Below are 26,527 nucleotides of genomic sequence, written 5' to 3' on the forward strand. Positions count from 1 at the left end.
ATGGTTTTGGGAGGATCCAGTATGAAATTAAAAAGTTTTTATCAAGATCAATTCACTAACCAAATTTTTTATTTTTGGCAAAAAGCTTTTGATGATGTTAATGGTGGCGTTTATACCTGCTTTAATAATGAAGGTAGCCAGTTAGTCAGTCACGACAAATATGTTTGGTCACAAGGACGATATTTGTGGGTGGTCAGCAAAATGGTGCAGTTGGCTGAAAAACAATTGATAAATAATGATATTAAGATGTTAAAAAAACAGGCCAACTTAACCGCTAATTTTTTGCATGACAATGCATTATTACCTGATGGTAGCAGTGCCTTTCTACTAACTGAAGATGGCGAAAAAAAAGAAACCACTCCGGGCGTTGGCTATGATGACAGTATCTTTGCTGACTGTTTTGTCTTGCTCGGGTTTGCCAAATATTTAGAGGTCATTGAACATCGTGATGACTGGGCGCAATGGTTGTGGCAGTTATATCAAAATGTCGAAAAACGTATTAATAATCGAACATTTAAAACGGACCCTTATCCTGTTCCTGAGGGGATGATTTCGCATTCTATTCCTATGATTATGCAAAATGTGAATCAGGAAATGGCCAGTTGTTTTGCTAAATATGATGCCAAAAAAGCAGCCTATTGTTGTGAACAAACTACACGAAATATGACGGAAATTTTAACCGTTTTTTGTGATGATCAAAATCGAATTGGTGAGATCTTAAATGAAGATCAATCACGTCAAAACACTGTTTTACAGCGACATCTAAATCCGGGGCACTCGATTGAAGATTCCTGGTTTATTGTAGAAACAGCATTGATGAACCATGATCAAGAAGCTTTAGCTCAAGCGAAACAAATTGTGTTAAAAGCACTTGAGTTAGGTTGGGATCATGAAAACGGTGGTATTTTGCGTTATGTGGATTATGAAGATGGTGGGCAGCCACAAGGTCAATCAGAGACGGATGGGTTCACCCAGCTCATCAATGAAACGTGGGATTACAAACTTTGGTGGCCACATGCTGAAACCCTCTACACATTACTTCTACTTATGACGCACTTCAAAGATCTAAAGTTGAAAGATTGGTATCAAAAAGTTCACGAATATGTGTTTAGGACGTTTACAAATACTGACCAAAATATTCGTGAATGGATTCAAATCCGGACACGAGATGGGCAACCAGTTAGTAAAGTAGTTGCGTTGCCTGTAAAAGATCCTTACCACATCATGCGTAGTATGTTGTTGATTATTGAATTAATGAATAAGGTGAATTTTGATTTACCGACTGTAAAATAAAAATTTTAGTAATTTAAAATGAGACTCTAAAAATTAGAATGCTGTCTAATTTTTAGAGTCTCTTTATTTTATTGAAGCCTTGTTGATTTTAAACATGATATACTAAATGGTGTTTATTTCTAATGAAACAATAAATTAATTAATGGGGAGATTCAAATGAAATTAGGTTGGAAAATATTAATAGGAGTTATTGTAGTTGGTGCTGTTGGTGGAGGTACCTACATTTGGTATGAACAGCAAAATACAGACACGAATAATTCTTCAACTAATGAATCTACAAATTCTGCTTATACAGCGGAGAGTAAAGGTAAAAGTTCTCAGACTCATTCTAATAAAACTACTGGTAACGGAGCTAGCAGTACTAATAAAACATTATGGAATTCAAGTAAAACTGCAAAACTATCTTCATTCATGAGTGGTTGGCAAAAATCAATGAAGCAATCCTACTTAAGCTATCAACCAGGTGGTGCTCAGTATGATCAATATGGGGAAAAGTTTCCTGCCGGTCTAGATGGCTCGCAAATGCCATTAGTGGTCGGTGGACAAGGTGATCCAGTAGTTTCGATGGAATGGTCTAATGATGGGACTGGTAAGGCTGATTATCAAGTAGTTGCTGTTTATGGACGACAAAAGCCGAGTGACGCAACTGGGTTGTGGGATGAAACTCTTTATTTGTTTGCTATTCATAATGGTTCACCGGTTGTCTTGTATACACAACAAAATCAGGGCGGTGGGGATAATGCATTGCATTTTAAACCGACAGACAATACTGCATTAGAGAGCGGTTTTGATAAAATTGTAAATCGTTAGGGAAAAAGCTAAACGTTAAAAAACGTTTAGCTTTTTTAGTTGTAAATAATAAATTGATTAGAATTTTAAATATTCCCTGTTTACCGAATATGTATATCTGTATAATTGACACGGGCAACTAATATATAAAGTCAGTAAATTGAATAAATCTAGTCCCTAAAGCAGATGACATAAAACTCGGCTACTTAACTTGGGAGGATTATTTAATGTTAGTTAGTGATCTTTTGGTCTGGTCAGGAATTATATTTGGGGTATTGACCCTAATTTCTATAGTTTTATTGATTATTTCATTAATAAAAAAGAAAAAAAGAGGGCTCGCAGTTATCGTAACTAGTGGTTTATTTCTTTTTTCGATAATTACACTTGGGGGAGCTGGATTTTCAGCTACAGCCTATGATGATTTAGATATTACTGTTGATAATTTTGCAAGGTATCATTACAAAACTAGTGAAGATTCTTTGGGTGTTGTTGTAAAAGCGTTTGTTTCTCCATCCGACGATAATACTAACAAGGCTCTTGATGAATTGAAGGTTCAAAAAAAACTCGTCAATAAGTACAAAGACAGTGGTGAGAAAATGCGGGCACTGACATCTATAAAAACATTAAATAGTTATTTAAAAAATTCGTACTCGTCTAATTACTCCAGCTTATCTGAGTGGAAAAATGATATTTTATCGAAAAGTACGGTATCAGTGGCGAGATTAATTTTAGACGTTTCCACTATTCATACGAATACATTTCGAGATTCAGAAGGATTTAGTAATCACCAGATGGAAGATTTGGCAGATTATATGCCAGCTATACCGCATTTTGCAAAATTATTGCGTGCTCAGAATAAGGCAGTTTTAAATTCTTATGATAGTGAAGATGACTACGATTATGATGATTACTTAAGCGGATTAGTAGATGAGTAACTAGATCTAAGTCCCACAAGCAGAAGACGATAAACTCGGCAAATTTTATTGGGAGTGATTTACATGGCAAAGAAAATACAAGGTGAAGATGGACAAACCTATGTTCAGAAAAAGCCGTTTTATAAAAAATGGTGGTTTTGGATTATTGTAGTTGTGTTAGTAATCGGTGGATTTAGTGGAATGGGAAATGACGATGATTCTTCGACAACTAGTTCAAGTTCAAATCATACGGGGACGTCAAAAACCAGTATTACTAAAAAGGCAGAAAAAAATACAGCCAAAGCTGTTACTTTAAACGCCGGTAGTTTTAAGGTTGGTACAGACGTTCAACCTGGCCGATACGTTGTGAAGGCAACAAATGGTAGTGGCAATTTTATGAATGAATCTGGTTCAATTAATGTTATTTTGGGATCTGCTGCTGACGATACTTTAGGCCAAGTTGACTCTTATACGGTTAATCTTGTGAAAAATGAAGAGATTAAGTTAGATGGTATCCAGTCAGCTTCATTTACACCTACACCATCAAAAAGAAATTTCCAAACAACATTGTCAGCAGGTGTCTGGGAAGTTGGTAAAGATATTAAAGCTGGTCGATATGAAATTACTGCTAATCAAGGTAGCGGAAATTTGATGGATAATAGTGGTAGTATCAATGAAATTTTGGGAACTAGTGCAGATTCTGATGCCGGACAAGTAACTAAAGTAACTGTTAATTTGCATGATGGACAAAAACTTACTTCTGATCTTCAGAGTATCCAGTTGACTAAAAAATAACAAATGAATTTTGAAATTTATGTGAAACAGTTGATATGAATAATAGGGGAGAATTAAATATTTTAATTCTCCCCTATTTTTTGTATTATTTAGTTCATCGGCTTGATATCGCCTGTAGCATAGACCGTATAAATATTGCCTTCACTGTCCTGCTCAGAAAAATTGATTGGTGAACTCATCGCCACAGTACCATGAGATGTTGTCCAGCCTTTATTGCCATACTTTTTAGTCATTAATGCTTCAGCTTGTTGGGCAGATTTAATCGGTTCCCAGCTTAAAGGACGATTGCCGTTTTGTTTTTCTTGATTGGTTATTTCATCTCTGGACTGATTTAATCCAGTGTTTTGAGAACTCGATGACGAACTGGTTGAGCGGCTGCTAGTGTTCTTTTTCATAGAAACTGAGCTTTTTGAACTAGCTTTATGGGTTGTTTTTGTGCTAGTCGTTTTAGACGATGCATCTTTTTTTGAAATGGTATTGCCGCATCCAGCAAACAGAAAAATGGATAGTAAAATGCACGAAAGGGTTGTTAAACGTTTATTCAAATTAATCACTCCCAATAGATTAGATAGTGTCAGTATACAAGAAGTTGAACTGTAGATTAAATTTAGTCAGGAACGTGTGTAATTCGTACGTGAACGTCACTTTTTATATGTTTTTGATGTTGGAATATGAAAAATAAAGTTAACTTATTATCAATTTGAGGAATGTTTGTTCCTAAAAAATCTGTGATAACTGAACATTAAATTTTAATTATGCTATGATAAATAAAATTATTTAGGTGTAAGAGAGGAAGACAGCATGATTACTTTTTTAATTGTTTGTCCGCTCGTGTTTTTGGGTGGCTTTGTGGATGCAATTGCTGGCGGCGGTGGATTGATTTCTTTGCCTGCCTATTTATTGAGCGGAGTACCTGTTCATGTTGCTATCGGAACAAATAAACTATCGTCAGCAATGGGTACTTCCGTCACTACCCTTGAATTTGCACGTAGTGGTTATATTAAATTGAAACTCTCAATAGGTGCAATGATTGCTGCAATTATTGGTTCGTCCACGGGTGCACGGTTAGCGTTACATCTGTCAGATTACTATTTTCGAATTATTTTGTTATTTATTTTACCGATCACGGGATTATATTTGTTGTTTCGAAAAAGTGCTTTGGAAGTTGCAAGCGCAGACAGTGAACCTACACGCCGACAGATGGGATTAGCTATTCTCTTGACACTTGTTTTAGGAATATATGATGGTTTCTATGGACCTGGTGCAGGTACTTTTTTCTTACTGGTTCTGACTAGGGTTGCTCATTTTCCAATTAATTTAGCTGCTGGAACTACTAAAATGATTAATTTAACGACTAATCTTACTGGTTTAACAGTGTTTATGCTTAGTGGGAAAGTTTTTATGTTACTGGGACTAGTTGCAGGACTCTTTGGAATCCTGGGAAATCATATTGGTGTTATTTATTTTCAGAAACATGGTAGTAAAGTGGCTCGACCACTAATTCTGATTGTTTTGTCGATTTTCTTTTTGAAGGTTATTTATGACTTTATGAAGTAATGCAAACGCGAATCGATGATTATTTAATTCAAAGATCTTTCAGAATATGTGAACAATAAGATTAGAAGACAAATGTTAAAAATATTTGTATGAAAGTCAAAAACGCAATTATAGGGTTACTTAAACATTTTTTGTGAAGAAAAATTTCATATACGAATAAAAAAACTTTGAAAGAATAAATATTTCGAAGCTTTTTTAGTATTTGGAACATTATAACAACACAATAATGAACTATACCAATATATATAATGTATTAAAAGTAGAAAAATGACAGCTGACATGTTTTGATCTAGCTATATGTGATACTATTTATTTGAAATTAAATAACCTATACCATTTTGGTAGGAAAGATGAGCCAATATGAAACTTATAGGACGTAAAAATAAACAAAATTTATCCATTCTGTCGTTATTAGTCATCCCCCTAAGCGTCGCGGTTAACTTTGTTGGTGGGCAGCTGGCAACGGTAGTTAAGCTACCAGTTTATCTAGATGCAATTGGAACATTGTTTGCTGCACTTTTATGTGGCTCATGGATAGGTATCTTGACAGGTGCACTAACTAATATTTTAATGAGCATTTCCAATCCAACGAACTTCCCTTTTATAATTGTTAACATTTGCACTGGCGCATTAGCTGGATATTTAGCAAAAAAGAATATGTTTGCTACCTGGTGGAAATGGATTGTATCAATGCTGTTATTAGCATTGACTGCAATTGTGACATCAGTGCCGATTGTAGTGATTGTATACGGAGGCCTAACTGGCGGTGGAACTTCGATCATTACTGCTATTGCTATGGCATCTGGAACTAATATTTGGACAGCAGTTTTTGGAACTGAAGGCATTTTTACGCTACTAGATAGAATAATTTCATTTACAATTTGCTGGTTGGTGATTCGTGTGACACCGCCAAGACTACTCATCAGGTTTGATTACGGTGAAAATTATATTAGATGGTAAATGTTAAAGAAATAGAGGTATAAAATGAAAGATGAATAGTTATATTGATGAAATTCAAATAAAAAAATCAAATAGAATTGCTGCTCTACACCCTTTTGTCAAATTCATAATGTCAGTAATCTTTGTTACGATTATTTTAATATTAGAAACAATTAAAAACACTCGGTACGCAATCTCTATCTTACTCATACCCACTTTTTTGTTATTATTGGCACTTATCATTTTAAGTGGTGTATGGAATAGGGTTGTAAAACAAATTCGAGCAGTTGTGCTTCTTTCTCTATTAATTTTTTTGCTACAAAGCGTAACTGTGACAAATGGGCCACTCGTACTACAATTTTTATTTTTGAATGTTCATAGAGAAGGTATTTCAAACGGTTATTTTTTGGGATTCATTATTTTAAATATTGCTACTGTATTTATTTGGCTTTTTGGTGTAACAACGAATGATGAAATTACCGCAACTCTTCAACAAATGAACTTTAACTATCGTGCCGTGTATGTTTTTGCTGCCACCTTACGAATGGTAACTGTACTGACTAAACGTAGCAAAGGTATTGTTCAATCTCAAAAAGCACGAGGAATTGAGCAAAAGGGCCGACCAGACATCAGAATTAAATCATTCTTTTCGTCAATTGTGCCATTAATTATTGGCTCACTAATTGAAGCCGAAGAAAGATCACTTGCGCTAGAGGCACGAGGGTTTTCGATAGATGGCCCTAAAACTAATTTAGTAAAATTAAAGTATTCAGGGGATGAATCACTTGCGCTTGGAATTTCTTTGATGGTTTTTGGTGCAGTTTTGATTGGAAGGAGTCTATTATGAGTGATTGGCAAATAGAATGTGATCATGTGAGTTATTCGTATCCAATCAGCGAACAGGAAAAACCAGCTCTAGCAGATATCAATGTAAAATTAGAAAAAGGTAAATTTTATGGAGTAATTGGGGCAAATGGTGCAGGAAAAACTACTTTCTGTGCTGTGCTTAGAGGATTTATACCAAGCTTTTATAAAGGATCTTTAGTTGGGACAGTACAAATAGATGGACAGGAAATCGATCAACTTGATGCAAGAATTTCAAAAAAAATTGGTTTTATTTTTCAAAATCCTTTTTCTCAGTTGAGTGGTGTGAAAGATACAGTCTTCGAGGAAGTTGCTTTTGGTTTGGAAAATTTTGGTATTAATGCTCTAGAAATTGAAAAAAGAGTTTCTGAGATTATGCGTCTGTGTGATATTGAAAAATTAGCTTTAAAAAACCCATTCGAATTGTCAGGGGGTCAAGTTCAAAGAGTTGCGTTTGCTTCAATTTTGGTATTAAATCCAGAAATTTTAATAATAGATGAACCTACAAGTCAACTTGACCCAGAAGCAGCAGAAATGATATACAAAATCATTTCCCATTTGAAAGACACAAATAAAACTATCATCCTAGTAGATCATAGAACTGACTTAATTGCAGAATATGCTGATGAGGTACTGTTATTTGATCATGGCAAATTAATAATCAAGGACTCACCTGACAAGGTGTTAGCGGATGATTCTATTGAAAATAGGGGTATAAAATTACCGGCTGCGACAAAGTTATTCTATGAATTACAAAAAAGAGGAATCAATCTTTCTAAAATACCAACTACCATAGGTGAAGCAAACGATTTAATTAGGAAAGCAAAGGCGGATGGATCAGATGGATGTGGAACTGAGCAACGTTAATTTTGGCTATCAGAATAATAATCTGACATTAGAAAATATTAACTTATTAATTAGTACCGGTGAAAAAGTTGCTATCATCGGACAAAATGGTTCTGGAAAATCAACTTTAGCAAAATTGATAAATGGATTGTTAAGACCGCAAACTGGACGAATTTTAATCAATGGTCAGGATACTAGTCAGATGTCGACAGCAACGATTTCAAAAAAGATAGGTTATGTATTTCAAAATCCAGATGATCAAATTTTTCATGCTACTGTTGAAAAAGAAATCAATTTTGGCCTGAAATTAGCCAAGTTTACAAAGAATGAAATTAATAGAAGAACAGAAAATGCACTTAATGAGACAGAATTAACGGCATACAGGAATGAAAACCCATTTAATTTACCGATGTCTGTTAGAAAATTTGTGTCGATCGCATGCGTGTTAGCGATGGAACCGGAAATAATTATTTTTGATGAACCAACTGCGGGGCAGGATGTCTTTGGTAACCGGTTATTGAGTAGAATTATTAAATATGAGAATCAGAAAAAAAGAACAGTCGTCGTTATTTCACATGACATGGATTTCGTGGCAGAAAATTTTGACGATATAGTTGTGATGGAGCAAAAACATATTTTAGAAAGAAATAGCGCAAATAAAATATTTTGGAATCAAGAATTATTAGCCAGGGCACATGTGAAGCAACCAGCGGCGCTTGCGATATCCAACTCACTTGGAATTTTCAAGCATGTGGTGACTTTAAATGAAATTGCTGATAGCATTGCTCAGGACGTTAAAAAAGACAATTAACGATTAATTTTTATAATCGTTAATTGTCTTTTTGCTAGAAAATAATTTCCTGATATCTTTTTTGCAAAAGATAAAATTCTGACCGATCAACAATTAATTTACCATGTTGTAGCTGCAAATAATTATGATGTTGTAGTGTGGAAATATATCTATAAAGCGTTCTCAAGTTTATCTCTAATTTTTCTGAGAGTTGCTGTCGCGTGAGTGGACAAACATAAGGTAGATGTTCTTTTGCTTCAAGGTATAAAAAGTGTCCAAGAATGTCTTCGCCCTCAAATAAAGTCTTTTTTTCCGCATTTGTCATATTTAGTGAGACGGTATTGGCAAATCTTTGTAGAGTCAATAAACAAAGATCACCGTTTTGAGTAATAGTTGAAATGAATTTATCTACAGGCGTTTTAAAAATAAGGCACTTTGATTCTGCAATTACGTCTGCAGTATAAAAATTAATACCATTTAAGTGTTCGATGAGTCCCAAGATTTCCAATGGAAAAACTTGGCCAACCTTTTGGCCTTCTTCCCAGGAAATTTTGTTCCAAACAGAAGCGCTACCATCTAAAAGTAAATAAAAATACTTAATTTCTTCTTGTTGTTCCACAATGGTATCTTGTGGTGAGTAAATAGAAAAATTATTTGAATATTCGATTTCTGATAGTATTTTTTTATTTTCTGTTAGTATATCACGTAATAATTCAGCGTAACTTAATGTCATTTGAGGCACCTACCATCGATTAAAATATGACAGTTGTCATTTATTACATTATACATCCATGATAATTTAAAAACAGTTAATTATTGCTGAATTGTAATTGCACTTCCCTTTAGTTAACAATACAAAATAGGAGATGTGATAAATGAAGTCGTCAAATAAGATTCTGGTTGGCTTTCTAGCTTTTGCAATGTATTTTCTGACTGGTGCGGCCTGTGTGATGGTCGGTAGTAGTATGCCGCAGTTAGTCGAAATGTACCATATGCCAATTAGTAAGGTTGTTATTTTAGGATCTGCATACGCATTAGGAAGAATTTTAACTGTTTTGATTACGGGTAAAATGGTTGAAAAGCTTGGTTCGCTGAAAGTTTTATTTGCCGGTGTGTTTTTAACAGGCGTATTTTTGGCAGGTGTCCCGATTTTTCAGAATTTCTATGCTGGTCTAGTATTTACCTTTATTGGTGGTGTGGGTATGGGCTCACAAGATGCTACAACACCAGTATTACTTAGTTATACGTTTTCTAAGAAAGCTTATGATGGTTCATTAAGTGGTGGTCAAGGAATATTTGGTGTTGGAACATTCGTCGCACCATTTTTAATTGGGGTATTTCTAAAAGGCAAATTACCGTTTTACTTGTCTTATTATGTTTTGGCAGCGTTTGCAGTGCTAATGTTAATTTTAATTCCATTTGCACGTATTGATCGCAACAGCAGTAGCACGGATGAAAAAGAAAATGAAACAGTGAAACCACTTTACACCAAAAATGCAATCGTTTCTTATATCTCTATTTTTGTGGTGGTTTTTGCTTTTAGTGCGTTATCAAGTGCCTTAGGACTTTATATTGCTGCATTTGCACAAAGTATCGGTGTTTCAGCTTCTAACGCAGCATTTATGTTCACTGTGTACAATATTGGCTGTGTGATCGGTGGATTTGTATTCATGATTGTTCTTCGGTTTATTAAGAGTCAAACAGTTTTAATGATGAATTGTGCATGTGCATTTGTTGCAATTGCTGTGGCTCTGATGATTAATAAACCTCAGGCTTACTTTGTTTGTCTATTTATAGCGGGTCTGTTTTTGGGAGTGCTCTTCAGCGTAATTGTAGCCATTTCAACCAGAATTGGTTACAAGCATATGAGTATTGCAAGCTCGTTAGTTGCGACTGCCAGTGGTGCCGGAGACTTTTTGACCCCAATGATCACAGGAGCAGTGGTTGCAAGTTTCGGTCTGAAATCAGCATTCACGTTCTCGTTAGCAATGTTAGCTATCTGTGTGGTGTCAGCACTTATTCTAAAGATGGACACGACGGAAGAATTAACCGTAAATGCGGAATAATTTAACAGTAAGAAGGACAAAAAATGACAAAGAAAATAATTATTGATACTGATTGTGGTTCTGATGATGCAATGGCTATTGCAATGGCATTAAATGATCCTAATTATGAAATTTTAATGTTTACGACTGTATCAGGAAACGTTCATGTGACGCAAGCAACAAAAAATACGTTATCAACAATTGAACATGCGGGTAGTTATGAACCTCCTGTTTACGTCGGATCGGACCAGATGTTACTACGACACATGATTTATGCACATGAAACACACGGCAATGACGGTATGGGAGATATCGGGATTGTGCCTGAACGTCTCTCTGCAAAAAAAGAAAATGGCGTTATTAAAATGCTTGAAGCATTGAATGCGAGTCAAGATGGTGAGATTGACATTCTTGCAATTGGACCACTTACAAACATTGCACTTGCTATTCGCTTAGATTTGGATACTGTAAAAAAAGCGGGGCGTATCGTTGTGATGGGAACAGCAGGATTAGGACGTGGAAATGCCAGCCCAGTTGCGGAATTTAATATTTGGCAAGATCCAGAGGCTGCAAAAATTGTGACTGAAGCAGGATTAGAAAATTTGATTTATGTCGGTTGGGATGCTAGTTTGGGTGATGCAATGTTGACACCCGAAGATATCGATAAGTTACAACATCAAAGTGATCTTGGTAAGTTTACAATTGATGTTAATAAAGACTTGATGGAAATGAACAAAGAACGATTTGGGGATGCGTATCTTGATATGGCTGATCCAGCTGCAATTGCGGCTGCTCTGTATCCGGAATGCATTGAAGAGTGTGATAAATATTATTGCGAAGTAGATGCAGCTGTGGGTCCTAGTTATGGTTCAATGCTTGTAGATGTAAATAATGTTTTAGGTAAAGAACCAAATGCATACATTTGCAGCAAATTAAACGCACAAAAATATAAGAAATATATTTTTAGTAGATTGAAATAAGAAAATATCCACTGCTCAACTTAGAGCAGTGGATATTTTTAATTTATACAAATTAAATTAGTTAGTATATTCTTTTTTACGACCAGTCTTGTATTTTTCTTCATCAGCTCGAATTTCTGGAAGACCAGCTAAATTAGTAAACTCATCAAACGTCAGCATATTGTTTTCGTAGTCCAATGTAGTTTCTTGATTTTTTAAGTGATTCATTAAGTCGGTCATAGCTTTTGCCACGACGAATGTCGATGAACATGGATAGATGGCTAAATCGTAACCAATATCTTGTAATTCACTCTTTGATTTAACTGGTGTACGGCCATGTTCAATCATATTTGCAATCACAGGGACACCGAAACTTGATGTAACTTGCCGCATTTCATCTTCAGATTCTACAGATTCAATGAAGAGAATGTCTGCACCAGCTTTTTCATAAGCATGTCCACGTTTCAAAGCCTCCTCAAGTCCAAAGTTTGTTCGTGCGTCCGTACGAGCCATAATTAAAGTATTCTCAGATTGTCGTGCATCGGCAGCTGCGTTAATTTTGCCGACCATTTCGTCTTGAGAAATGATTTCTCGACCTAACATATGACCACATTTTTTTGGAGCAACTTGATCTTCAAGTTGAATTGCAGCAATACCCGCTTTTTCATATAATCTAACTACTCGCATAACGTTCACGGCGTTACCATACCCGGTATCAGCATCTGCAATTACTGGAATGTTGACTGCTGCAGAAATATTCTGTGCTCGTTCGAGCATTTCAGTCATTGTTAATAAACCAACGTCGGGGGCACCTAGTACACTGGCGGAAGTACCATATCCGGTCATATAAACAGCTTCAAAACCAGCCTTTTCAATAATTTTTGCACACAGCGGATCATATGCACCTGGAGCAATTAAAACTTCTGACTCTTGTAAACGTGCTTTTAACTTCTTTCCCATTTCATTTTCCATGATGTTTCTCCTTTAATTTTTAGTATGTTAGTTTAATTGATCAGTGCTATTAACTGCGCCGGAGATCGTTCCTGGTGGGTTAAACAATTCAAAAAAATGATTGACATGATTACACCTCCGATGAATTATAAATTAATTAAAAGCATGACGACTGGTACAACAATAATGAATAAAACAGATGTGGAAACAACGATGTTTGTTGCAAACTTAACATCACCATGAAACTTATCTGCCAAGATCGGCACAACAGCAAGAGCTGGTAACGCAGCCTGAATAATCAAAGTTTGTGTAAATGCATTTCCAATATCCATGAAGTTGGCGTTGCCAACATATATTAATAATGCAGTGATCAGCGGAACAAAGATGAAACGGCCAATATAAGTCCAGATCACATCTTTATCAAAACGCATGTTCAAAATACCGAACTTGCGTAACATAATGCCAATATAAATCAATGCAAGAGGTGTTACTAACCCACTTAGATCAGTAAGCGATGTCATTACGAAATCGATACCTTTGATGAATTTTCCGAGGGCAGGAATGAAAACGAAAGGTAGCGATATAATCAGGCCCCATACAGGTGCCGGCAATAAATTATGCCAATCGAATTTAACTTTCCCCTCACCGCCAGTTGGATCATCAATAGCAATCAGATAAACACCAAGCGTCCAAATAAGAAAAATATGAACAACATAGTAAACAAGCACATAAGGAATTGATGATTCACCAAAAAGGGATAAGTTTAACGGGACACCGATAAATAATGTATTTGGAGCAGTAATTCCCATGATCATAATGCCGCGACGACCCTTACGAACTTTAAGCCATTTGACCATTAACCATGCAATTAGAACAGTAACAATAGTTGATAAAATTGAGTAAATAAGTCCAACAGATAGTTTAGCTAAAGTCTTTAAATCAAAATCGTTAAGCATAGCGACAAAGATTGAAATTGGCAGAGCGACATTCATCAATAGATTGGAAACAGAATTCGAAAAATGTTCACTCAACATATTAGTGGCTTGACAAATATATCCAACCGCAATCATGATCATGATGGTCACGACGCTGGATATTGATGAAAGAAAGACATCCATGATTTTTCTCCTCGATTCATTGTATTTTATTTCACAATTTAAGTGTAAGCGCTAACAATCAGTTTGAAAAATATTGGTTTTCTATTCAAATATAAAAAAAGCCTATAGGTTACTACGAAAATAGTTGTAACCTATAAGCTCGTTGCGATTGGACAAATTATAATACTAGTATATTAATTCACAATATTGTTAAAAAACATCTTCAGCTTGAATTTTTTCACCAGAATCAGCGCGCAAAATATCATTTTTTACTTCAATTTCAAATTTACTAAGTTCATTTTCTTTTTTAAAGACCAGGTAAAAATAACAATAAATTGATTCTTTGAGTGGCACAACTGTAATACCTCTGGCATTACCCAGAGAGTAAGTTGTCATTAATCCGATTCCGGCACCATTTGAAATTAGTGAGTTAACAGTTTCGAACTCATTTGAAATAATCAAGTTTTTAATTTTATTTTCCATGTGGTGATCAATACATAATTGCTTCAAAACAGTGTATTGAAGGTAATTTTTTCCGAGTGAAACAAAGTGCTCGTTTTTTAGTTCTTCAATCGATACTGATGTTCGAGTAGCGAGGGGATGGTTGCATGGCACAAAGAGTGCGTATTTGTCTTGCATGATGAGATAACGGTCAAAGTCTCGATTTTCATTTTTTGATAATGTTCCAATGATTGCCATGTTTATTTTATCATCGAGTAGTAATTGACGCATGTTTGCAGAACCAGTTTCGACGAGTTCCAAGTTTTCCAAAATATTCGGTTCCATAAAACGCATTATTTTTGGAAAAAGATAGGCGCCAATAATTGCAGGGACCCCAAGTTTCGCCTTAGCATGATTATTAGACTGAACCTCATCAACGATAATATCAATTTCTTTCAAAATGCGTTTGGCATGGATGTAAACCAATTCACCGTCTAGCGTCAAACTGATGGATTTAACACCACGAGCTCGGTTAATTAGTGGCCTTCCGAGTTCTGTCTCTAGGTGTTTAATGGACATAGTTAAAGAAGGTTGCGATATAAACAATTTATCAGCAGCACTTGAGAAACTTTTTTCTTCCACAACGGTTACGAAGTATGTTAATTCATTGAGCTTCATAGCGATTCTCCTTTGTTGAACCGAGGGAAAATATGGGATTTCAGTGGATGTTCATTCTTTCGACTCAATCATATGAAAATCTTACGGAAGAGTCAATCTTAATCTGTTGACAATTTTTTAGGAGTTTATTGTAAATTTCGATAAAAATGAAGTAGATTTTTTTGATTCTGCCTAAAGTAGCGTATTTTTCAATTAACTGATCAGTTAGATATATTAAAATGATTAATTTAATGACTCATACAGCAAGACAATTTGATGAGCCAAGTTGATAATTAATTGGAAACACGCTACAAATGATTAAATAAATCTCACGTAGGTCTATCCCTATCGGCACTAAACCGATAAAATAGAATACGTAATGATTCGAAAAAATGTTGCGAAAGATTTTTAGCGGAGGAGTAGCATGGCAGAAGATAAATTCGAACAAGCTGTGATCAAAAAGTTAAAAGATGAGGGATGGACTTATCGCTCAGACTTATCCGGAGTCACAGATGATAAGCTATATGATCATTGGCGAGAAATTATTAATGAAAACAATAGTAAAAGACTGGATAATAAGCCGCTTTCAGATAATGAGTTTGAACAACTGAAAATGGAAATTAATAAAATTAAAACACCATATGATGCACAAGTAATTTTAGTTGGAGCCGGAGGCCTAGGAACAATTCCATTATCACGAGACGATGGATCTCAAACTGAAATCGAAATCTTTTATGGAGATGAAATTGCCGGTGGCCATTCAAGATATGAAATTGTCAATCAAGTGACTTTCAATCATCTACCAAATACGCTAAGTCACAAGCGTCGTATTGACATCATGATGTTAATTAATGGATTACCGGTTGCGCATATTGAAGAAAAGGACGAATCACTTCAAAATCAATGGAATGCATTCGAACAATTTAAAAAATACGACGGTGATGGCATGTATCACGGTTTATTTTCGTTTGTTCAGGTTCAATTTATGCTGTCACAGCATTCAGCCCATTATTTTGCGCGACCAAAAAATGTTGAATCCTATAATAAAGATTTCACCTTTGGCTGGCGTGACGACGATGGTAAAGATGTGACGGATACAATGGAATTTATCCATCAGGTAATGGGTATTCCAGCGCTCCATCGGCTAGTAACGGTCAACATGATTCCAGATGAAGCAAATGATAATTTGATGGTTATGCGTTCATACCAAATACAAGCAACTCGTGCTATTTTGGAACGCATGAAACAAATGGATAGTAATGGCCTTATTGAAAAAGAAGGTGGGTATGTCTGGCATACTACCGGATCTGGAAAGACTGTAACTTCATTTAAAGTTGCACAACTTTTGGTGTCTTTGCCTAAAGTTAAAAATGTGCTTTTTATTGTGGACCGTGTTGATCTAGTAAAACAAACGTTTGATAATTTTCAATCATTTGCATACAAGCATATAAAAAATAGGATTAAAGTTGTTAATGGTAAGGAACTCAAGCGAGAATTAAATCATAAACAAACGTCGAATATTTATTTGATTACGGTTCAAGGGTTGGATACAGCAGTCAAAGATAATCTAGTTTGCGATGATAGAATGGTTATTTTAATGGACGAAGCTCATCGATCGGCCAGTGGAGATGCTGTCGACAGAATTAAAAAAGCACTCCCTAAGACTTCTTGGTTTGGATTTACTGGTACGCCAAATTTTTATAGTGATGAAACCAATGACATTAAAACTTCTAAATCTGTTTCAACGTATGACGTTTTTGGTCCAAGATTGCACCGTTATTCAATTAAAGATGCTATTGGCGACGGAAACGTATTAGGATTTGATGTGACATATTATTCACCAGATGTAGTGGCAGCTCGTGAAGACTGGAACTTTGAAGAACACGAGACAGAAGTTTATACAAGCATTCCATTCCGGCAATCCGTAACTGAAGACATTATTAAACACTGGAATGAAAACTCCGGTGGGCCAATTGAGATGGGGGTTAGAAAGCCAAATCAATTCCAAGGAATGCTTGCAGTTTCGGGAAAGCAAGCTGTTGTGGCTTATTACAATTTGTTTAAACAGTTAGCTCCAGATTTTAGAGTTGCATTAACATATTCTCGAGATGAAAGTAATGGCGTTGGCACGTCAGATTTACAGCAATCATTAAAGGATGCAATGGAAGATTATTCTACTCAGTATAATCTAAGAAGTTTTTTACAAGATAAGGATCCAGAACGTTCATACCTTAATGATGTAACGCGTCGCATTGCTCGAAAGAAGCCATATAATCAGGGTCGTGATGAAGACCGCCTTGACTTGATTATCGTTTCAGATCAATTATTGACCGGCTTTGACTCGAAGTTTGTGAACATTATCTATATGGACAAATTACTTTCAGAAGGGCCACTAATTCAGGCAATGTCACGAACTAATCGAACAATTGATAAAGATGCAAAACCATATGGTAAAGTGCGTTTCTACCGTAAAGGTGAAGCAATGGAAGAAAAGGTCAAGCAGGCACTTATTATTTACACAAAGGGTGGTAACGATACTCTGGAAGACGCGGAAAAAATTGTCGATAAAACTGAACAAAAAGAATTATTCAGTGATGATATTTTGGCACCAAAAATTTCAAAGCAAATTGAAGATTTGAATCCTAAGATTGATCGACTAAAAGAAATTGCCGGAGATGATTTTTCACAAACACCAAGATCGAAAAAACAAAAATTCGAATTTGTGACATTGGCCGCTGACGTTAATTCGAAAGTACAAAGATTGGTACAACAAGGTTATCAATTTGGAACAGACAAAGATTATAGAGATGAATCAACTGGTGAGTCGGTTAAATTGAATTTGGATAGTTCTAATCAATTCAGTGCTATGCAGGCTCGATTTAATGATGTTAACGAATCATTACCTCCAGAGAAACAAGTTGATTTGACAAATATTGCCATTTCTATCGACGTTGTGAACTCAGAGATTATTGATTATGACAGATTGGTTGAATTAATTAACACCTATATTGACGAAACCACTGAAAATAACCGTAAAGCAGTTGAGGAACACATCATTCCAATGAGTGATGACAGTCGTGGCGAAATTGATCAAATCCTTGATGAAATTGAAAAAGGTAATGTCGATAAACACTTTAATACCGAAACACTGAAAGCAGCTAGAATTAAAGTGCGTACGGATCAGCAAGAATTGAAAATCCGGCGCTGGTCTGCAAACCATAATTATAATGGCAACCGAATTATTGAAGCCTATGATCTATATTTGCCAGGGGTTTCACTGCTGGATAATCCAAAATTAAATGAAGAATTACAGTTAATCGAAAAAGAACAAGATATTGGGTTCTTTGGAACTGCAGATTTTGAGCATGAAATTACAGAATTTTTTGCAACATTGAAGTAGATATTTTGTCGTTGTGGGGGAAGAATAATGGCTTTAACTGAAGAAAAAAAGGCAATGGTTTGGAAGACTCTTAATGAAACACGGCGAAAGATTGAGCCTTCTGAATATAAGAACTATATTTTTGGCGTTATGTTTTATAAATTTTTGTCTGAAAAGGCACAAACATGGTTCAAATCTGTTTCGCGTCAAGAAACATGGGAAAGTGTTTGGAAACAGGATTCCGAGCGTGCTGCTAAGTTTATGCAAGACAAGTTAGGATATGTCATTCAACCAGGCGAAATGTTTTCAGATTGGCAAAAAGCAATTGCTGAAGATCAATTCAATATTTTAATGGTGTCAGATTCATTGGCTCATTTTAATCAAGGTATTCGACCAGATGCGCGAGAAGATTTTGCTGGTATTTTTGACGACATGGATTTAACGTCAAATCGCTTGGGTAATAATGCACAGACTAGAACAGCCACAATGATGGATTGGATCAGCTTGATGGACAAGATCGAGCTGGATGAAGATGCGGATGTGCTGGGCGATTTATATGAATATCTGATTGGTGAGTTTGCGGCTAGTTCCGGTGCCAAAGCAGGAGAATTCTATACACCACATCAAGTTTCAGATATTATGGCACGGATTTTGACTGCCGGACGTGAAAACATGGACGAGTATAGTCTGTATGACCCTGCACTTGGATCTGGGTCGTTGTTGTTGACCACCGCATCTTATATGAAAAATGCTGGTGTTCAAGGTGCTATCAAATATTATGGCCAAGAAGTGATTACAACCACATACAATCTAGCTCGGATGAATTTAATGATGCATGGTGTGGAATATAACGATATTGAAATTCGTAATGGAGATACGTTAAACACTGACTGGCCGGACGGTTTAGTAGACGGTATAGATAATCCACGTATGTTCGATGCTGTTATGGCTAATCCCCCTTACTCTTTAAAATGGGATAACAAGGATCGAGAAGATGATCCACGGTTTAAGGCGGGTGTTGCGCCAGCTTCTAAAGCAGACTATGCATTTCTTCTACATTGTTTATACCATTTAAAACAAGATGGCCGAATGGCAATTGTTTTACCTCACGGCGTACTATTTAGAGGAGCAGCTGAAGGCAGAATCAGAAAAACTTTGCTTGAAAATTCAAATATTTCGGTAGTAATTGGATTACCAGAAAAAATATTTACCAATACAGGGATTCCAACTATTATTATGATTTTGGAAAAAAATCGTAAAAGTGATGATGTCTTGTTTATTGATTCATCAAAAGGCTTTGAAAAACAAAAAAATCATAACCAACTCCGCCAAGAAGATATTGATTTAATTGTAAAAACTTATTTGGATAGAAAAGATGTCGATAAGTATGCGCATGTTGCAACTATGGATGAAATTAAAGAGAACGAATTTAATTTAAATATTCCACGATATGTAGACACTTTTGAAGAAGAACCACCTGTTGATGTTGTTAAACTAACCGCTGATATGAAAAAAGCAGATGGAGAAATTGAACAGTTAGAAACTGACATTAGTGGGATGCTAGATGATTTAGTTGGACAAAATTCTGACGCTCAACAGCAGCTTACGTTGATTAAGGAGTTGTTTAAGAAATGAGTGATAAAAAACAACCAAATGTGAGATTTGCTGGTTTTACTGATGATTGGGAACAGCGTAAATTGAAAACAATGACGGAAAGAGTTAGAGGAAATGACGGCAGAATGAATCTACCAACATTAACTATTTCTGCAGGTAATGGATGGTTAAATCAGAAAGAACGGTTTTCTAGTAATATAGCCGGTAAAGAGCAGAAGAACTATACCCTTTTATCAAAAAATCAACTCTCATATAATCACGGGAATTCAAAATTAGCCAAATATGGAGCAGTATTTGTTTTGCGAACATACAACGAAGCACTCGTTCCGAGAGTGTATCATAGTTTTAAAACAAACAAAACCAGTTCATCAGATTTTATTGAGTATATGTTTGCAACAAAAATACCAGATAGGGAACTAGGGAAGTTAGTTTCATCTGGAGCACGAATGGACGGGCTATTGAATATTAATTATGATGATTTTATGAGTATTAAAGTCAAAGTTCCTGAAGTTTCGGAACAGAATCAAATCTCTGCATTTTTGAGGAAACTAGAACAGCTTATCGCTTCCAATCAACATAAGCTTGATGAATTAAAAGAAGTAAAAAAATTATTTATGCAAAAAATTTTTGATCAAGAATGGAGGTTTAAAGGATTTACTGATCCTTGGGAACAGCGTAAGTTAAATAAAATTGCAAATTTTTTTGACAATAAAAGAATTCCTGTTACGGCGAGTGAAAGAAAAAGTGGGATTATTCCATACTATGGGGCTAATGGAATACAAGATTTTGTAAATGGATTCACACATGATGGAGAATACATTCTAATAGCTGAAGATGGAGCTAGTGACTTGGTTAATTATCCTGTCAATTATGTTAAAGGAAAAATTTGGGTTAATAATCATGCACATGTTGTATGTGGAAAAAGCAAAACTTTAGATACCTTATTTTTAAGTTACAGAATGAATTCCATAAATATGGTAAAGTGGTTAGTTGGCGGAGGTCGTGCAAAATTAAATGGTGATATTTTAAAAAAAATACCAATTTGGGTGCCAAGTTATAAAGAACAGGTGGTAATTGGAACCACATTAAATAAATTGGACCAGCTTATCGTTTCCAATCAAGAAAAGCTCGAACAATTAAAACAGTTAAAAAAATGGTTCATGCAAAACATGTTCGTTTAAAAAAATATAAAAGATTGGTAATTATCGCTGTTGGTAAGCGAAATATAGAAAATGAATATAGATATAGTTTTAATAAAACTGTATGAATAAATTAGGTAATTTAAATTACCTAATTTTTTTATGGAGGTGTCAATATGACACAGGAATTAAAGCTACATCAATATTTTTATCAATGGATGAAACTGTACAAGCAAGATGCAGTTCGTCCAGTAACATATAGCAAGTACGAAATGACTCATAAACAATTAGTCAGACTTGCACCGCACTTGTATTTGCGTGATTTGTCGAGACTGACTTATCAGCAGTTATTAAATGATTATGCAACCAATCATGAACGACAGACTGTGATGGATTTCCATCGACATGTAAAGAGTGCATTGATTGATGCACTTGAAGAAAATTTAATTGACCGCGATCCAACTAGAAAGGCGATTATTAAGGGCGTTAAGCATCGGCAACATAAAACTAAATATTTAAACCAACACGAAATGCAATCATTGTTGAATATTCTAGTTTTGGATGAAGGCGTCAATTGGGACTATTTCATCTTATTAATTTCAAAGACTGGATTACGTTTCGCTGAAGCGCTTGCCTTGACACCAAATGATTTTGATTTTGCACATCAATATTTGAATGTGAGCAAAACATGGAATTATAAATCAGCGCATGAAGAATTTGCACCCACTAAAAATGAGTCTTCCGTTCGAAAAATTCAACTTGATTGGCAAACTGTTATTCAATTTTCTCAATTAACGAAAAGTTTACCTGAAGATAAACCAATTTTTGTGCGAAAGAAGGTATATAACGATACGGTGAATCATTATCTTGAAAGACTTTGTAAGAAAGCAGATATTTCTGTTATATCAGTCCATGGATTGCGGCATACACATGCATCACTTCTTTTATATGCTGGTGTAAGTATTGCATCAGTTGCCAGAAGGTTAGGACATTCAAATATGACAACGACACAGCAAACGTATCTGCATGTTATTCAAGAATTGGAAAATCAAGATAATGATAAGGTGATGAAACATCTTGCTAGTTTAATATAATTTTTTTCTAATAAGTCATGATGGTGTGTACCATTTTGGCTTATTTTGGTTACGATGATTGGAAGCGATAAGTTGATCAAGAAGTCGAAATATGCTACCAATGGCTAGTTGTTCATTGTACTTTGGTACATGTGTAATTATATTTGAAAAGTCACTTTTATTCACAATCTGCATTGTTGCTGCAGCAGCAAATGACTTCATTCTAGACGACCAAATAAAACTCTGAGTTAATAAAAAGTACGGATCATTTTTCTTGTCAGGTACAACAGCATTTATTTGTTGATTAAAACCAACCTCGGTGGTAGTTAATGCATTTTTGCCGATACTAGCAATAGATGTAACCAATATCGAATTATTGGGTACAATTCTTGCTAGTTTTTTACCTTTTTTTGATAAATACTTTTCAGTATCCTCAATAATATTATCGGTAATGTCCGTAGGTGTGACCCAAAGCAAGCCCTTATCTGCATAATTATCTCTGTCTGTAGTTTTCGGAGTATTTCCTGTAAAAATATCGCCTAGATCGCTTAACTTACGCTGTTCCCAAGCATTCAGGGAATATGGTGCAACTGAATTATTTAAAATATGTAATTATGTTTGGGAACAGCATAAGTTTTTTGAACTGACTACGTCATTTTCTGGATTAACCTATTCACCCAAAGATATTCAGAATTCAGGAACTTTAGTATTGCGCTCTTCAAATATTCAAAATAACGAGATAGTTGATGCGGACAATGTTTTTGTGAATGATGATGTGGTAAATTCAAAAAATATTCAAAAAAATGACGTTATCGTGGTTGTCCGTAATGGTAGCAGACATCTAATTGGAAAACATGCTTTAGTAAAGAAAGAAATGAAAAAGACAGTAATTGGGGCATTTATGACTGGATTACGTGGTAATAACGGATCTTTTATCAACTCGTTATTAAGTACTGACAAATTTAATGCCGAAGTCCATAAGAGCTTGGGCGCAACTATTAATCAAATTACTGGAAAAGATTTTGAACTGATGAAATTTTACGTTCCTAACATCCAGGAACAAAACAAAATCGGGCAATTATTTGTAAAATTTGATCAACTTATCGCTTCCAATCGGTGTTCTGGGAATTAATGAAACAAACAAACTAATTAAATTTAAAAACCTATCAACATTACCCATTAGAAATAAATTATATTGACATTTGCAAATCTAGTACGCATGATTAAAGTATAAATAGATATGGAGAAATAAAAATGACCAAAAATTTTGAAGAGATGTCACGTAAAGATCAAGAGAATTTAATTATGCCTAAAATAATAGCAGTACTTAGAAAAGTTGGTGGTAGTATCACTCGAAACCAACTTATTGATGAATTGATTGAATATGCTGAAGATATCCCTGAAGAGTACACTCAGTCGACAAAAATTAGTAAGAATGGAAACGAGTATAGACCATTTGCGTATACGTTTAATTTTGCGCTAAAGAATTTAGAATTTGCTGGATTTGTTACTCGACCCATTCGTGGATCAGTCGATTTAACCGAGAAGGGCAGAACTACAAATTTACAATTGTTAAATGTAAAGAAAGATATAAGGGATATAGCCGACCCAAAGTGGGCTGAGCAGACTAAAAAGAATAAATTAAAAAAGAACATAATTGATGAGGATGAAATTGATAGTTCAAAAGTTGATGAATGGCGCAGAGACCTTTTAAAAGCGTTGAAAGATTTTTCTCCGGCCAAATTTGAATTATTTTCGAGACTATTGATCAAAAAAATGGGCGTGTCTATGGATGAACAAATTGGTATTTCTCTTAGTGGAGACGGAGGACTAGATGGTTTCGGATATCTGACGACAGATGATTTCAGAACTACGCGAGTTGCAATTCAAGCTAAACGATGGGATAAGGGATTGGTATCGGCACCGGACATAGATAAGTTTAGAGGCGCTATGGATAAATACAGAGCAGAATACGGTGTATTTATTACAACATCTGATTTTTCGAGAGAGGCAGTAAAGACTTCAAGAGAAGGTACTAGAGCAATTACTTTAATAAATGGTGACAAAATTGCAGATTTAGTTGCTAAATATCAGATACATGCTCAACCGGTTACAACATACATTTTGGATGAATATTATGAGAGTGAAAAATGATTACTGATCTAGTTGAATAAAATAATTTAAACGGAGATAAAAGATGAATAGTATAATCACATCGAGTTTTATTGGCGCTAGTATTGCCGTTTGTGGAACAATTTTGCGTCGATTATCCAGTATTTAATTGCTAAATTACAGGCAAAGCAAGCAAATAAGCGACAAGTTGCAAACTTTAATAATAAGTGGCTGGAAGATACAATTGATTTGCTAGCTGCATTTGAAACAAAATGTTTACAATATACTAGCTCCGCAAATATGATGAACCGGTTAACAGATGAAAATTTAAAATACGATGATGAAGATTTTAGGCGAAAACAGATTATGAAATTTACCTCTATTGAACTAGATATGCATATTTTAAGAAACAAATTGCAATATAAAATTAGCAATGCAGAAAAAATTTATTTTCTTATTCCTGAATTGGAGTTAGCTACGGCGAATGGAGCAGCATCGGACAGTGATATTTTTGAAAAATTTACTGTAGAGTCAGAAAATATACCACAAAAATGAGGGCAAATTTAAATAAGTTTTGCTAATGTGCCCCGAATCCTCATCCATACAAAGGGGTATAGTCTTTAAATTAATTGATTAAAAATTTGAGAAAAAACTAGTGTATTGAAATATATTGAAAATAAGCAGATCTGATTTTTTTAAGATTGATTCAGGAAATTATAAATTTAGAATAAACGTAATGGATTTGTAGAAAATCAGGACCATCTGCCATTTTTGGATATTTTTGAGAAATGAATTGAAAAGTGTGTAGGTTAAGAATATTTGATACGAATTAATTAGATTCAAGTTTAATCGATATAAGGTAACACCAATTCAAAATGGATTGGTGTTTTTTTTGAAAGTACAAAAAATCTAGTACTACAACACGGGAAAACATACAATCCTTAGTTCTACCGCCCTTTGACAACAAAATCATAATTCCGTATATTAGAAAAGTTGGGAATTTTAAATTAAGGTTAAAGAGGGATTAAGATTTTGAAAACGAAAAGAGATTATCGGATTGATGTCTTACGGGCACTTGCAATCTTGCTAATTATGCTCGCCCACGCCAATCCAATGAACGTGATTTATAATTTGCGAAATTGTGACGTGGTCATGATGGTTATTATTTCCGGATCGTCCTTTGCTTTAAGTACAAGCGGGCAAATTGGTAGTAAAAGAGACTATTGGGACTATATCGTGAAACGATTTAAACGATTAGTCATTCCAGCATGGGTATTTATTACCATGTTTTTGGTAGTCTTCTATATTATCTTTGCACTCGAAGGTAAACATAATCCACTTGGTTTCAGCAAAATTTTGTCTTCATATGGGTTAATCGATGGGATCGGATATGTCTGGATTATTCGAGTGCTGTTTTTCATCAGTATCCTCAATCCATGGTTCAAAGCCGTGAATGAAAAGTTCACACGTCTGTCATCTTTCATCTTACTGATTATTGGCTTATTACTGATTCAATGGGGCCTTGTTAAAGTTAGTGCCCATTTGACTGGGTTTACTGGCGGATTGGTTAAAGTCTTTTTTGAAGAAATTACAGGTTACAGCATTGTTGGTTTAATTGGAATTCGTGCAATTAAAGAAAATCCCAAAAACCTATTGAAATTAGGCGCGATGTTTTTCGTCATGATCGTTGCTTATCCGATTGCTAAAACACTTTTCAGTGGTGGGTTTAATGTTAACTTCATTAACTTTGAACTTTACAAGTATCCACCACATCCATATTACTTACTCTATGGAACAGTTGTGACAATGGTCTTACTAGCTGTACTAGCTAAAATGAAATTTAACGACCGACTGAATAACGTGATCACCTGGATTTCCAAAAATTCATTATCCATTTACTACTGGCACATTTTTCCAGTTGAATTTTTCATCCATTACTTCCCAAATAAATTTTTGGCAAGCCACTGGGTTGTGGCATATATCTTTATTGTCGCTTGTGCGGTGGTATTGACCTTGTTGCAGAACAAGTTTTTGCCAAATCTGTTTTCTGGAAGATTCAAACGTCGTCAAGCATAACTAAAGGTCTGATCTTATTGAGATCAGAGGAAACATGATAATATTTTAATTTTTAAAATAGCTTTACTCCAATATTGAACTGGAGTGAAGCTATTTTTTTGACTTTGATGAAAAGTATCTTGTGATTAATAAATTAATACTATGATATAATTCTTGCATTATTAAAAACTTATTGAATGAAATTATCTACGAAAAAT

The 26,527-nt window shown here is 35.0% G+C and carries 25 protein-coding genes; 19 read left to right on the plus strand and 6 right to left on the minus strand.

From position 1 onward, the window contains the following. Positions 1 to 21: 21 nt before the first annotated feature. The 4 genes from ACYVQZ_RS04755 (at position 22) to ACYVQZ_RS04770 (ending at position 3,791) form a co-directional block, all read left to right on the plus strand. A complete protein-coding gene (locus ACYVQZ_RS04755; RefSeq protein WP_461240254.1) occupies positions 22 to 1,293 on the plus strand; it encodes an AGE family epimerase/isomerase in 1,272 nt (423 codons plus the stop codon). Positions 1,294 to 1,449: 156 nt separating this feature from the next. Further along, positions 1,450 to 2,103 carry a DUF4767 domain-containing protein gene (locus tag ACYVQZ_RS04760; protein WP_461240255.1) on the plus strand — a complete coding sequence of 218 codons (654 nt, stop codon included), beginning with the start codon at positions 1,450 to 1,452 and terminating at the stop codon, positions 2,101 to 2,103. 206 nt (positions 2,104 to 2,309) lie between these two features. Then, complete coding sequence (locus ACYVQZ_RS04765) at positions 2,310 to 3,017, plus strand: hypothetical protein (RefSeq protein WP_461240256.1); 708 nt, start codon at positions 2,310 to 2,312, stop codon at positions 3,015 to 3,017. A gap of 63 nt (positions 3,018 to 3,080) precedes the next feature. Beyond that, on the plus strand, positions 3,081 to 3,791 hold the full coding sequence (locus ACYVQZ_RS04770; protein WP_461240257.1) for a hypothetical protein: 711 nt from the start codon (positions 3,081 to 3,083) through the stop codon (positions 3,789 to 3,791). Positions 3,792 to 3,880: 89 nt separating this feature from the next. Here ACYVQZ_RS04770 and ACYVQZ_RS04775 read toward each other — a convergent pair whose 3' ends face one another. Next, a complete protein-coding gene (locus ACYVQZ_RS04775; RefSeq protein WP_461240258.1) occupies positions 3,881 to 4,336 on the minus strand; it encodes a hypothetical protein in 456 nt (151 codons plus the stop codon). 256 nt (positions 4,337 to 4,592) lie between these two features. Between ACYVQZ_RS04775 and ACYVQZ_RS04780 the strand changes: the two genes are divergently transcribed. The 5 genes from ACYVQZ_RS04780 to ACYVQZ_RS04800 all read left to right on the plus strand — a co-directional run bounded on the left by ACYVQZ_RS04780 (position 4,593) and on the right by ACYVQZ_RS04800 (position 8,808). Next, positions 4,593 to 5,348 (plus strand): sulfite exporter TauE/SafE family protein, encoded by a 756-nt coding sequence (locus ACYVQZ_RS04780; protein WP_461240259.1) that lies wholly within the window; start codon positions 4,593 to 4,595, stop codon positions 5,346 to 5,348. Positions 5,349 to 5,708: 360 nt separating this feature from the next. After that, positions 5,709 to 6,308, plus strand: a complete 600-nt coding sequence (locus tag ACYVQZ_RS04785; RefSeq protein WP_461240260.1) for an ECF transporter S component — start codon at positions 5,709 to 5,711, stop codon at positions 6,306 to 6,308. Positions 6,309 to 6,339: 31 nt separating this feature from the next. After that, a complete protein-coding gene (locus ACYVQZ_RS04790) occupies positions 6,340 to 7,134 on the plus strand; it encodes an energy-coupling factor transporter transmembrane component T (RefSeq protein ID WP_461240261.1) in 795 nt (264 codons plus the stop codon). Then, complete coding sequence (locus tag ACYVQZ_RS04795; RefSeq protein WP_461240262.1) at positions 7,131 to 8,018, plus strand: energy-coupling factor ABC transporter ATP-binding protein; 888 nt, start codon at positions 7,131 to 7,133, stop codon at positions 8,016 to 8,018. The genes ACYVQZ_RS04790 and ACYVQZ_RS04795 overlap by 4 nt, the downstream gene beginning before the upstream one ends. Beyond that, positions 7,993 to 8,808 carry an energy-coupling factor ABC transporter ATP-binding protein gene (locus ACYVQZ_RS04800; RefSeq protein WP_461240263.1) on the plus strand — a complete coding sequence of 272 codons (816 nt, stop codon included), beginning with the start codon at positions 7,993 to 7,995 and terminating at the stop codon, positions 8,806 to 8,808. The genes ACYVQZ_RS04795 and ACYVQZ_RS04800 overlap by 26 nt, the downstream gene beginning before the upstream one ends. A 34-nt stretch (positions 8,809 to 8,842) precedes the next feature. Here ACYVQZ_RS04800 and ACYVQZ_RS04805 read toward each other — a convergent pair whose 3' ends face one another. Beyond that, entirely contained in the window at positions 8,843 to 9,520 is a 678-nt protein-coding gene (locus tag ACYVQZ_RS04805; protein ID WP_461240264.1) for a Crp/Fnr family transcriptional regulator, read from the minus strand. A 142-nt stretch (positions 9,521 to 9,662) separates the two neighbouring features. On the opposite strand from ACYVQZ_RS04805, the gene ACYVQZ_RS04810 reads away from it, so the two are divergent. Both ACYVQZ_RS04810 and ACYVQZ_RS04815 read left to right on the plus strand, forming a co-directional pair. After that, positions 9,663 to 10,853, plus strand: a complete 1,191-nt coding sequence (locus ACYVQZ_RS04810) for an MFS transporter (protein ID WP_461240265.1) — start codon at positions 9,663 to 9,665, stop codon at positions 10,851 to 10,853. A 23-nt stretch (positions 10,854 to 10,876) separates the two neighbouring features. After that, entirely contained in the window at positions 10,877 to 11,812 is a 936-nt protein-coding gene (locus ACYVQZ_RS04815) for a nucleoside hydrolase (protein WP_461240266.1), read from the plus strand. Between the two features lie 57 nt (positions 11,813 to 11,869). Here ACYVQZ_RS04815 and ACYVQZ_RS04820 read toward each other — a convergent pair whose 3' ends face one another. From ACYVQZ_RS04820 to ACYVQZ_RS04830, 3 genes are all read right to left on the minus strand, one after another. Then, complete coding sequence (locus ACYVQZ_RS04820; protein WP_461240267.1) at positions 11,870 to 12,763, minus strand: isocitrate lyase/PEP mutase family protein; 894 nt, start codon at positions 12,761 to 12,763, stop codon at positions 11,870 to 11,872. Between the two features lie 125 nt (positions 12,764 to 12,888). Continuing rightward, positions 12,889 to 13,860, minus strand: coding sequence for an AEC family transporter (locus tag ACYVQZ_RS04825; RefSeq protein WP_461240268.1), 972 nt, complete (start codon positions 13,858 to 13,860; stop codon positions 12,889 to 12,891). Between the two features lie 189 nt (positions 13,861 to 14,049). Beyond that, on the minus strand, positions 14,050 to 14,958 hold the full coding sequence (locus ACYVQZ_RS04830) for a LysR family transcriptional regulator (protein WP_461240269.1): 909 nt from the start codon (positions 14,956 to 14,958) through the stop codon (positions 14,050 to 14,052). Positions 14,959 to 15,361: 403 nt separating this feature from the next. Here ACYVQZ_RS04830 and ACYVQZ_RS04835 point away from each other — a divergent pair, with 403 nt between their 5' ends. The 4 genes from ACYVQZ_RS04835 to ACYVQZ_RS04850 all read left to right on the plus strand — a co-directional run bounded on the left by ACYVQZ_RS04835 (position 15,362) and on the right by ACYVQZ_RS04850 (position 22,163). Then, entirely contained in the window at positions 15,362 to 18,337 is a 2,976-nt protein-coding gene (locus ACYVQZ_RS04835; RefSeq protein ID WP_461240270.1) for a type I restriction endonuclease subunit R, read from the plus strand. Between the two features lie 27 nt (positions 18,338 to 18,364). After that, positions 18,365 to 19,951 carry a type I restriction-modification system subunit M gene (locus ACYVQZ_RS04840; protein WP_461240271.1) on the plus strand — a complete coding sequence of 529 codons (1,587 nt, stop codon included), beginning with the start codon at positions 18,365 to 18,367 and terminating at the stop codon, positions 19,949 to 19,951. Next, positions 19,948 to 21,111, plus strand: coding sequence for a restriction endonuclease subunit S (locus tag ACYVQZ_RS04845; protein ID WP_461240272.1), 1,164 nt, complete (start codon positions 19,948 to 19,950; stop codon positions 21,109 to 21,111). Before ACYVQZ_RS04840 ends, ACYVQZ_RS04845 begins: the two co-directional genes overlap by 4 nt. Before the next feature lie 134 nt (positions 21,112 to 21,245). Next, a complete protein-coding gene (locus ACYVQZ_RS04850) occupies positions 21,246 to 22,163 on the plus strand; it encodes a site-specific integrase (protein ID WP_461240273.1) in 918 nt (305 codons plus the stop codon). Between the two features lie 15 nt (positions 22,164 to 22,178). Here ACYVQZ_RS04850 and ACYVQZ_RS04855 read toward each other — a convergent pair whose 3' ends face one another. Next, a complete protein-coding gene (locus tag ACYVQZ_RS04855) occupies positions 22,179 to 22,748 on the minus strand; it encodes a restriction endonuclease subunit S (RefSeq protein WP_461240294.1) in 570 nt (189 codons plus the stop codon). Between ACYVQZ_RS04855 and ACYVQZ_RS04860 the strand changes: the two genes are divergently transcribed. The 4 genes from ACYVQZ_RS04860 to ACYVQZ_RS04875 all read left to right on the plus strand — a co-directional run bounded on the left by ACYVQZ_RS04860 (position 22,747) and on the right by ACYVQZ_RS04875 (position 26,330). Then, positions 22,747 to 23,274 (plus strand): restriction endonuclease subunit S, encoded by a 528-nt coding sequence (locus ACYVQZ_RS04860; RefSeq protein WP_461240295.1) that lies wholly within the window; start codon positions 22,747 to 22,749, stop codon positions 23,272 to 23,274. The two genes, ACYVQZ_RS04855 and ACYVQZ_RS04860, sit on opposite strands and share 2 nt — an antisense overlap. A 122-nt stretch (positions 23,275 to 23,396) precedes the next feature. Beyond that, positions 23,397 to 24,296 (plus strand): restriction endonuclease, encoded by a 900-nt coding sequence (locus tag ACYVQZ_RS04865; RefSeq protein ID WP_461240274.1) that lies wholly within the window; start codon positions 23,397 to 23,399, stop codon positions 24,294 to 24,296. 90 nt (positions 24,297 to 24,386) lie between these two features. After that, positions 24,387 to 24,809, plus strand: coding sequence for a hypothetical protein (locus tag ACYVQZ_RS04870; protein WP_461240275.1), 423 nt, complete (start codon positions 24,387 to 24,389; stop codon positions 24,807 to 24,809). 477 nt (positions 24,810 to 25,286) lie between these two features. Then, positions 25,287 to 26,330: an acyltransferase family protein gene (locus ACYVQZ_RS04875; RefSeq protein ID WP_461240276.1), complete on the plus strand. Its 1,044-nt coding sequence runs from the start codon at positions 25,287 to 25,289 to the stop codon at positions 26,328 to 26,330. The last annotated feature ends 197 nt before the right edge of the window (positions 26,331 to 26,527 follow it).

Source organism: Paucilactobacillus salsurae (genome assembly GCF_054784995.1).

What these genes read in the sequence shown, in the direction of transcription:
- ACYVQZ_RS04755 (WP_461240254.1), top strand. Translation starts at nt 22, where the DNA reads ATGAAATTAAAAAGTTTTTATCAAGATCAATTCACTAACCAAATTTTT.
- ACYVQZ_RS04760 (WP_461240255.1), top strand. Translation starts at nt 1,450, where the DNA reads ATGAAATTAGGTTGGAAAATATTAATAGGAGTTATTGTAGTTGGTGCT.
- ACYVQZ_RS04765 (WP_461240256.1), top strand. Translation starts at nt 2,310, where the DNA reads ATGTTAGTTAGTGATCTTTTGGTCTGGTCAGGAATTATATTTGGGGTA.
- ACYVQZ_RS04770 (WP_461240257.1), top strand. Translation starts at nt 3,081, where the DNA reads ATGGCAAAGAAAATACAAGGTGAAGATGGACAAACCTATGTTCAGAAA.
- ACYVQZ_RS04780 (WP_461240259.1), top strand. Translation starts at nt 4,593, where the DNA reads ATGATTACTTTTTTAATTGTTTGTCCGCTCGTGTTTTTGGGTGGCTTT.
- ACYVQZ_RS04785 (WP_461240260.1), top strand. Translation starts at nt 5,709, where the DNA reads ATGAAACTTATAGGACGTAAAAATAAACAAAATTTATCCATTCTGTCG.
- ACYVQZ_RS04790 (WP_461240261.1), top strand. Translation starts at nt 6,340, where the DNA reads ATGAATAGTTATATTGATGAAATTCAAATAAAAAAATCAAATAGAATT.
- ACYVQZ_RS04795 (WP_461240262.1), top strand. Translation starts at nt 7,131, where the DNA reads ATGAGTGATTGGCAAATAGAATGTGATCATGTGAGTTATTCGTATCCA.
- ACYVQZ_RS04800 (WP_461240263.1), top strand. Translation starts at nt 7,993, where the DNA reads ATGGATGTGGAACTGAGCAACGTTAATTTTGGCTATCAGAATAATAAT.
- ACYVQZ_RS04805 (WP_461240264.1), bottom strand. Translation starts at nt 9,520, where the DNA reads ATGACATTAAGTTACGCTGAATTATTACGTGATATACTAACAGAAAAT.
- ACYVQZ_RS04810 (WP_461240265.1), top strand. Translation starts at nt 9,663, where the DNA reads ATGAAGTCGTCAAATAAGATTCTGGTTGGCTTTCTAGCTTTTGCAATG.
- ACYVQZ_RS04815 (WP_461240266.1), top strand. Translation starts at nt 10,877, where the DNA reads ATGACAAAGAAAATAATTATTGATACTGATTGTGGTTCTGATGATGCA.
- ACYVQZ_RS04820 (WP_461240267.1), bottom strand. Translation starts at nt 12,763, where the DNA reads ATGGAAAATGAAATGGGAAAGAAGTTAAAAGCACGTTTACAAGAGTCA.
- ACYVQZ_RS04825 (WP_461240268.1), bottom strand. Translation starts at nt 13,860, where the DNA reads ATGGATGTCTTTCTTTCATCAATATCCAGCGTCGTGACCATCATGATC.
- ACYVQZ_RS04830 (WP_461240269.1), bottom strand. Translation starts at nt 14,958, where the DNA reads ATGAAGCTCAATGAATTAACATACTTCGTAACCGTTGTGGAAGAAAAA.
- ACYVQZ_RS04835 (WP_461240270.1), top strand. Translation starts at nt 15,362, where the DNA reads ATGGCAGAAGATAAATTCGAACAAGCTGTGATCAAAAAGTTAAAAGAT.
- ACYVQZ_RS04840 (WP_461240271.1), top strand. Translation starts at nt 18,365, where the DNA reads ATGGCTTTAACTGAAGAAAAAAAGGCAATGGTTTGGAAGACTCTTAAT.
- ACYVQZ_RS04845 (WP_461240272.1), top strand. Translation starts at nt 19,948, where the DNA reads ATGAGTGATAAAAAACAACCAAATGTGAGATTTGCTGGTTTTACTGAT.
- ACYVQZ_RS04850 (WP_461240273.1), top strand. Translation starts at nt 21,246, where the DNA reads ATGACACAGGAATTAAAGCTACATCAATATTTTTATCAATGGATGAAA.
- ACYVQZ_RS04865 (WP_461240274.1), top strand. Translation starts at nt 23,397, where the DNA reads ATGACCAAAAATTTTGAAGAGATGTCACGTAAAGATCAAGAGAATTTA.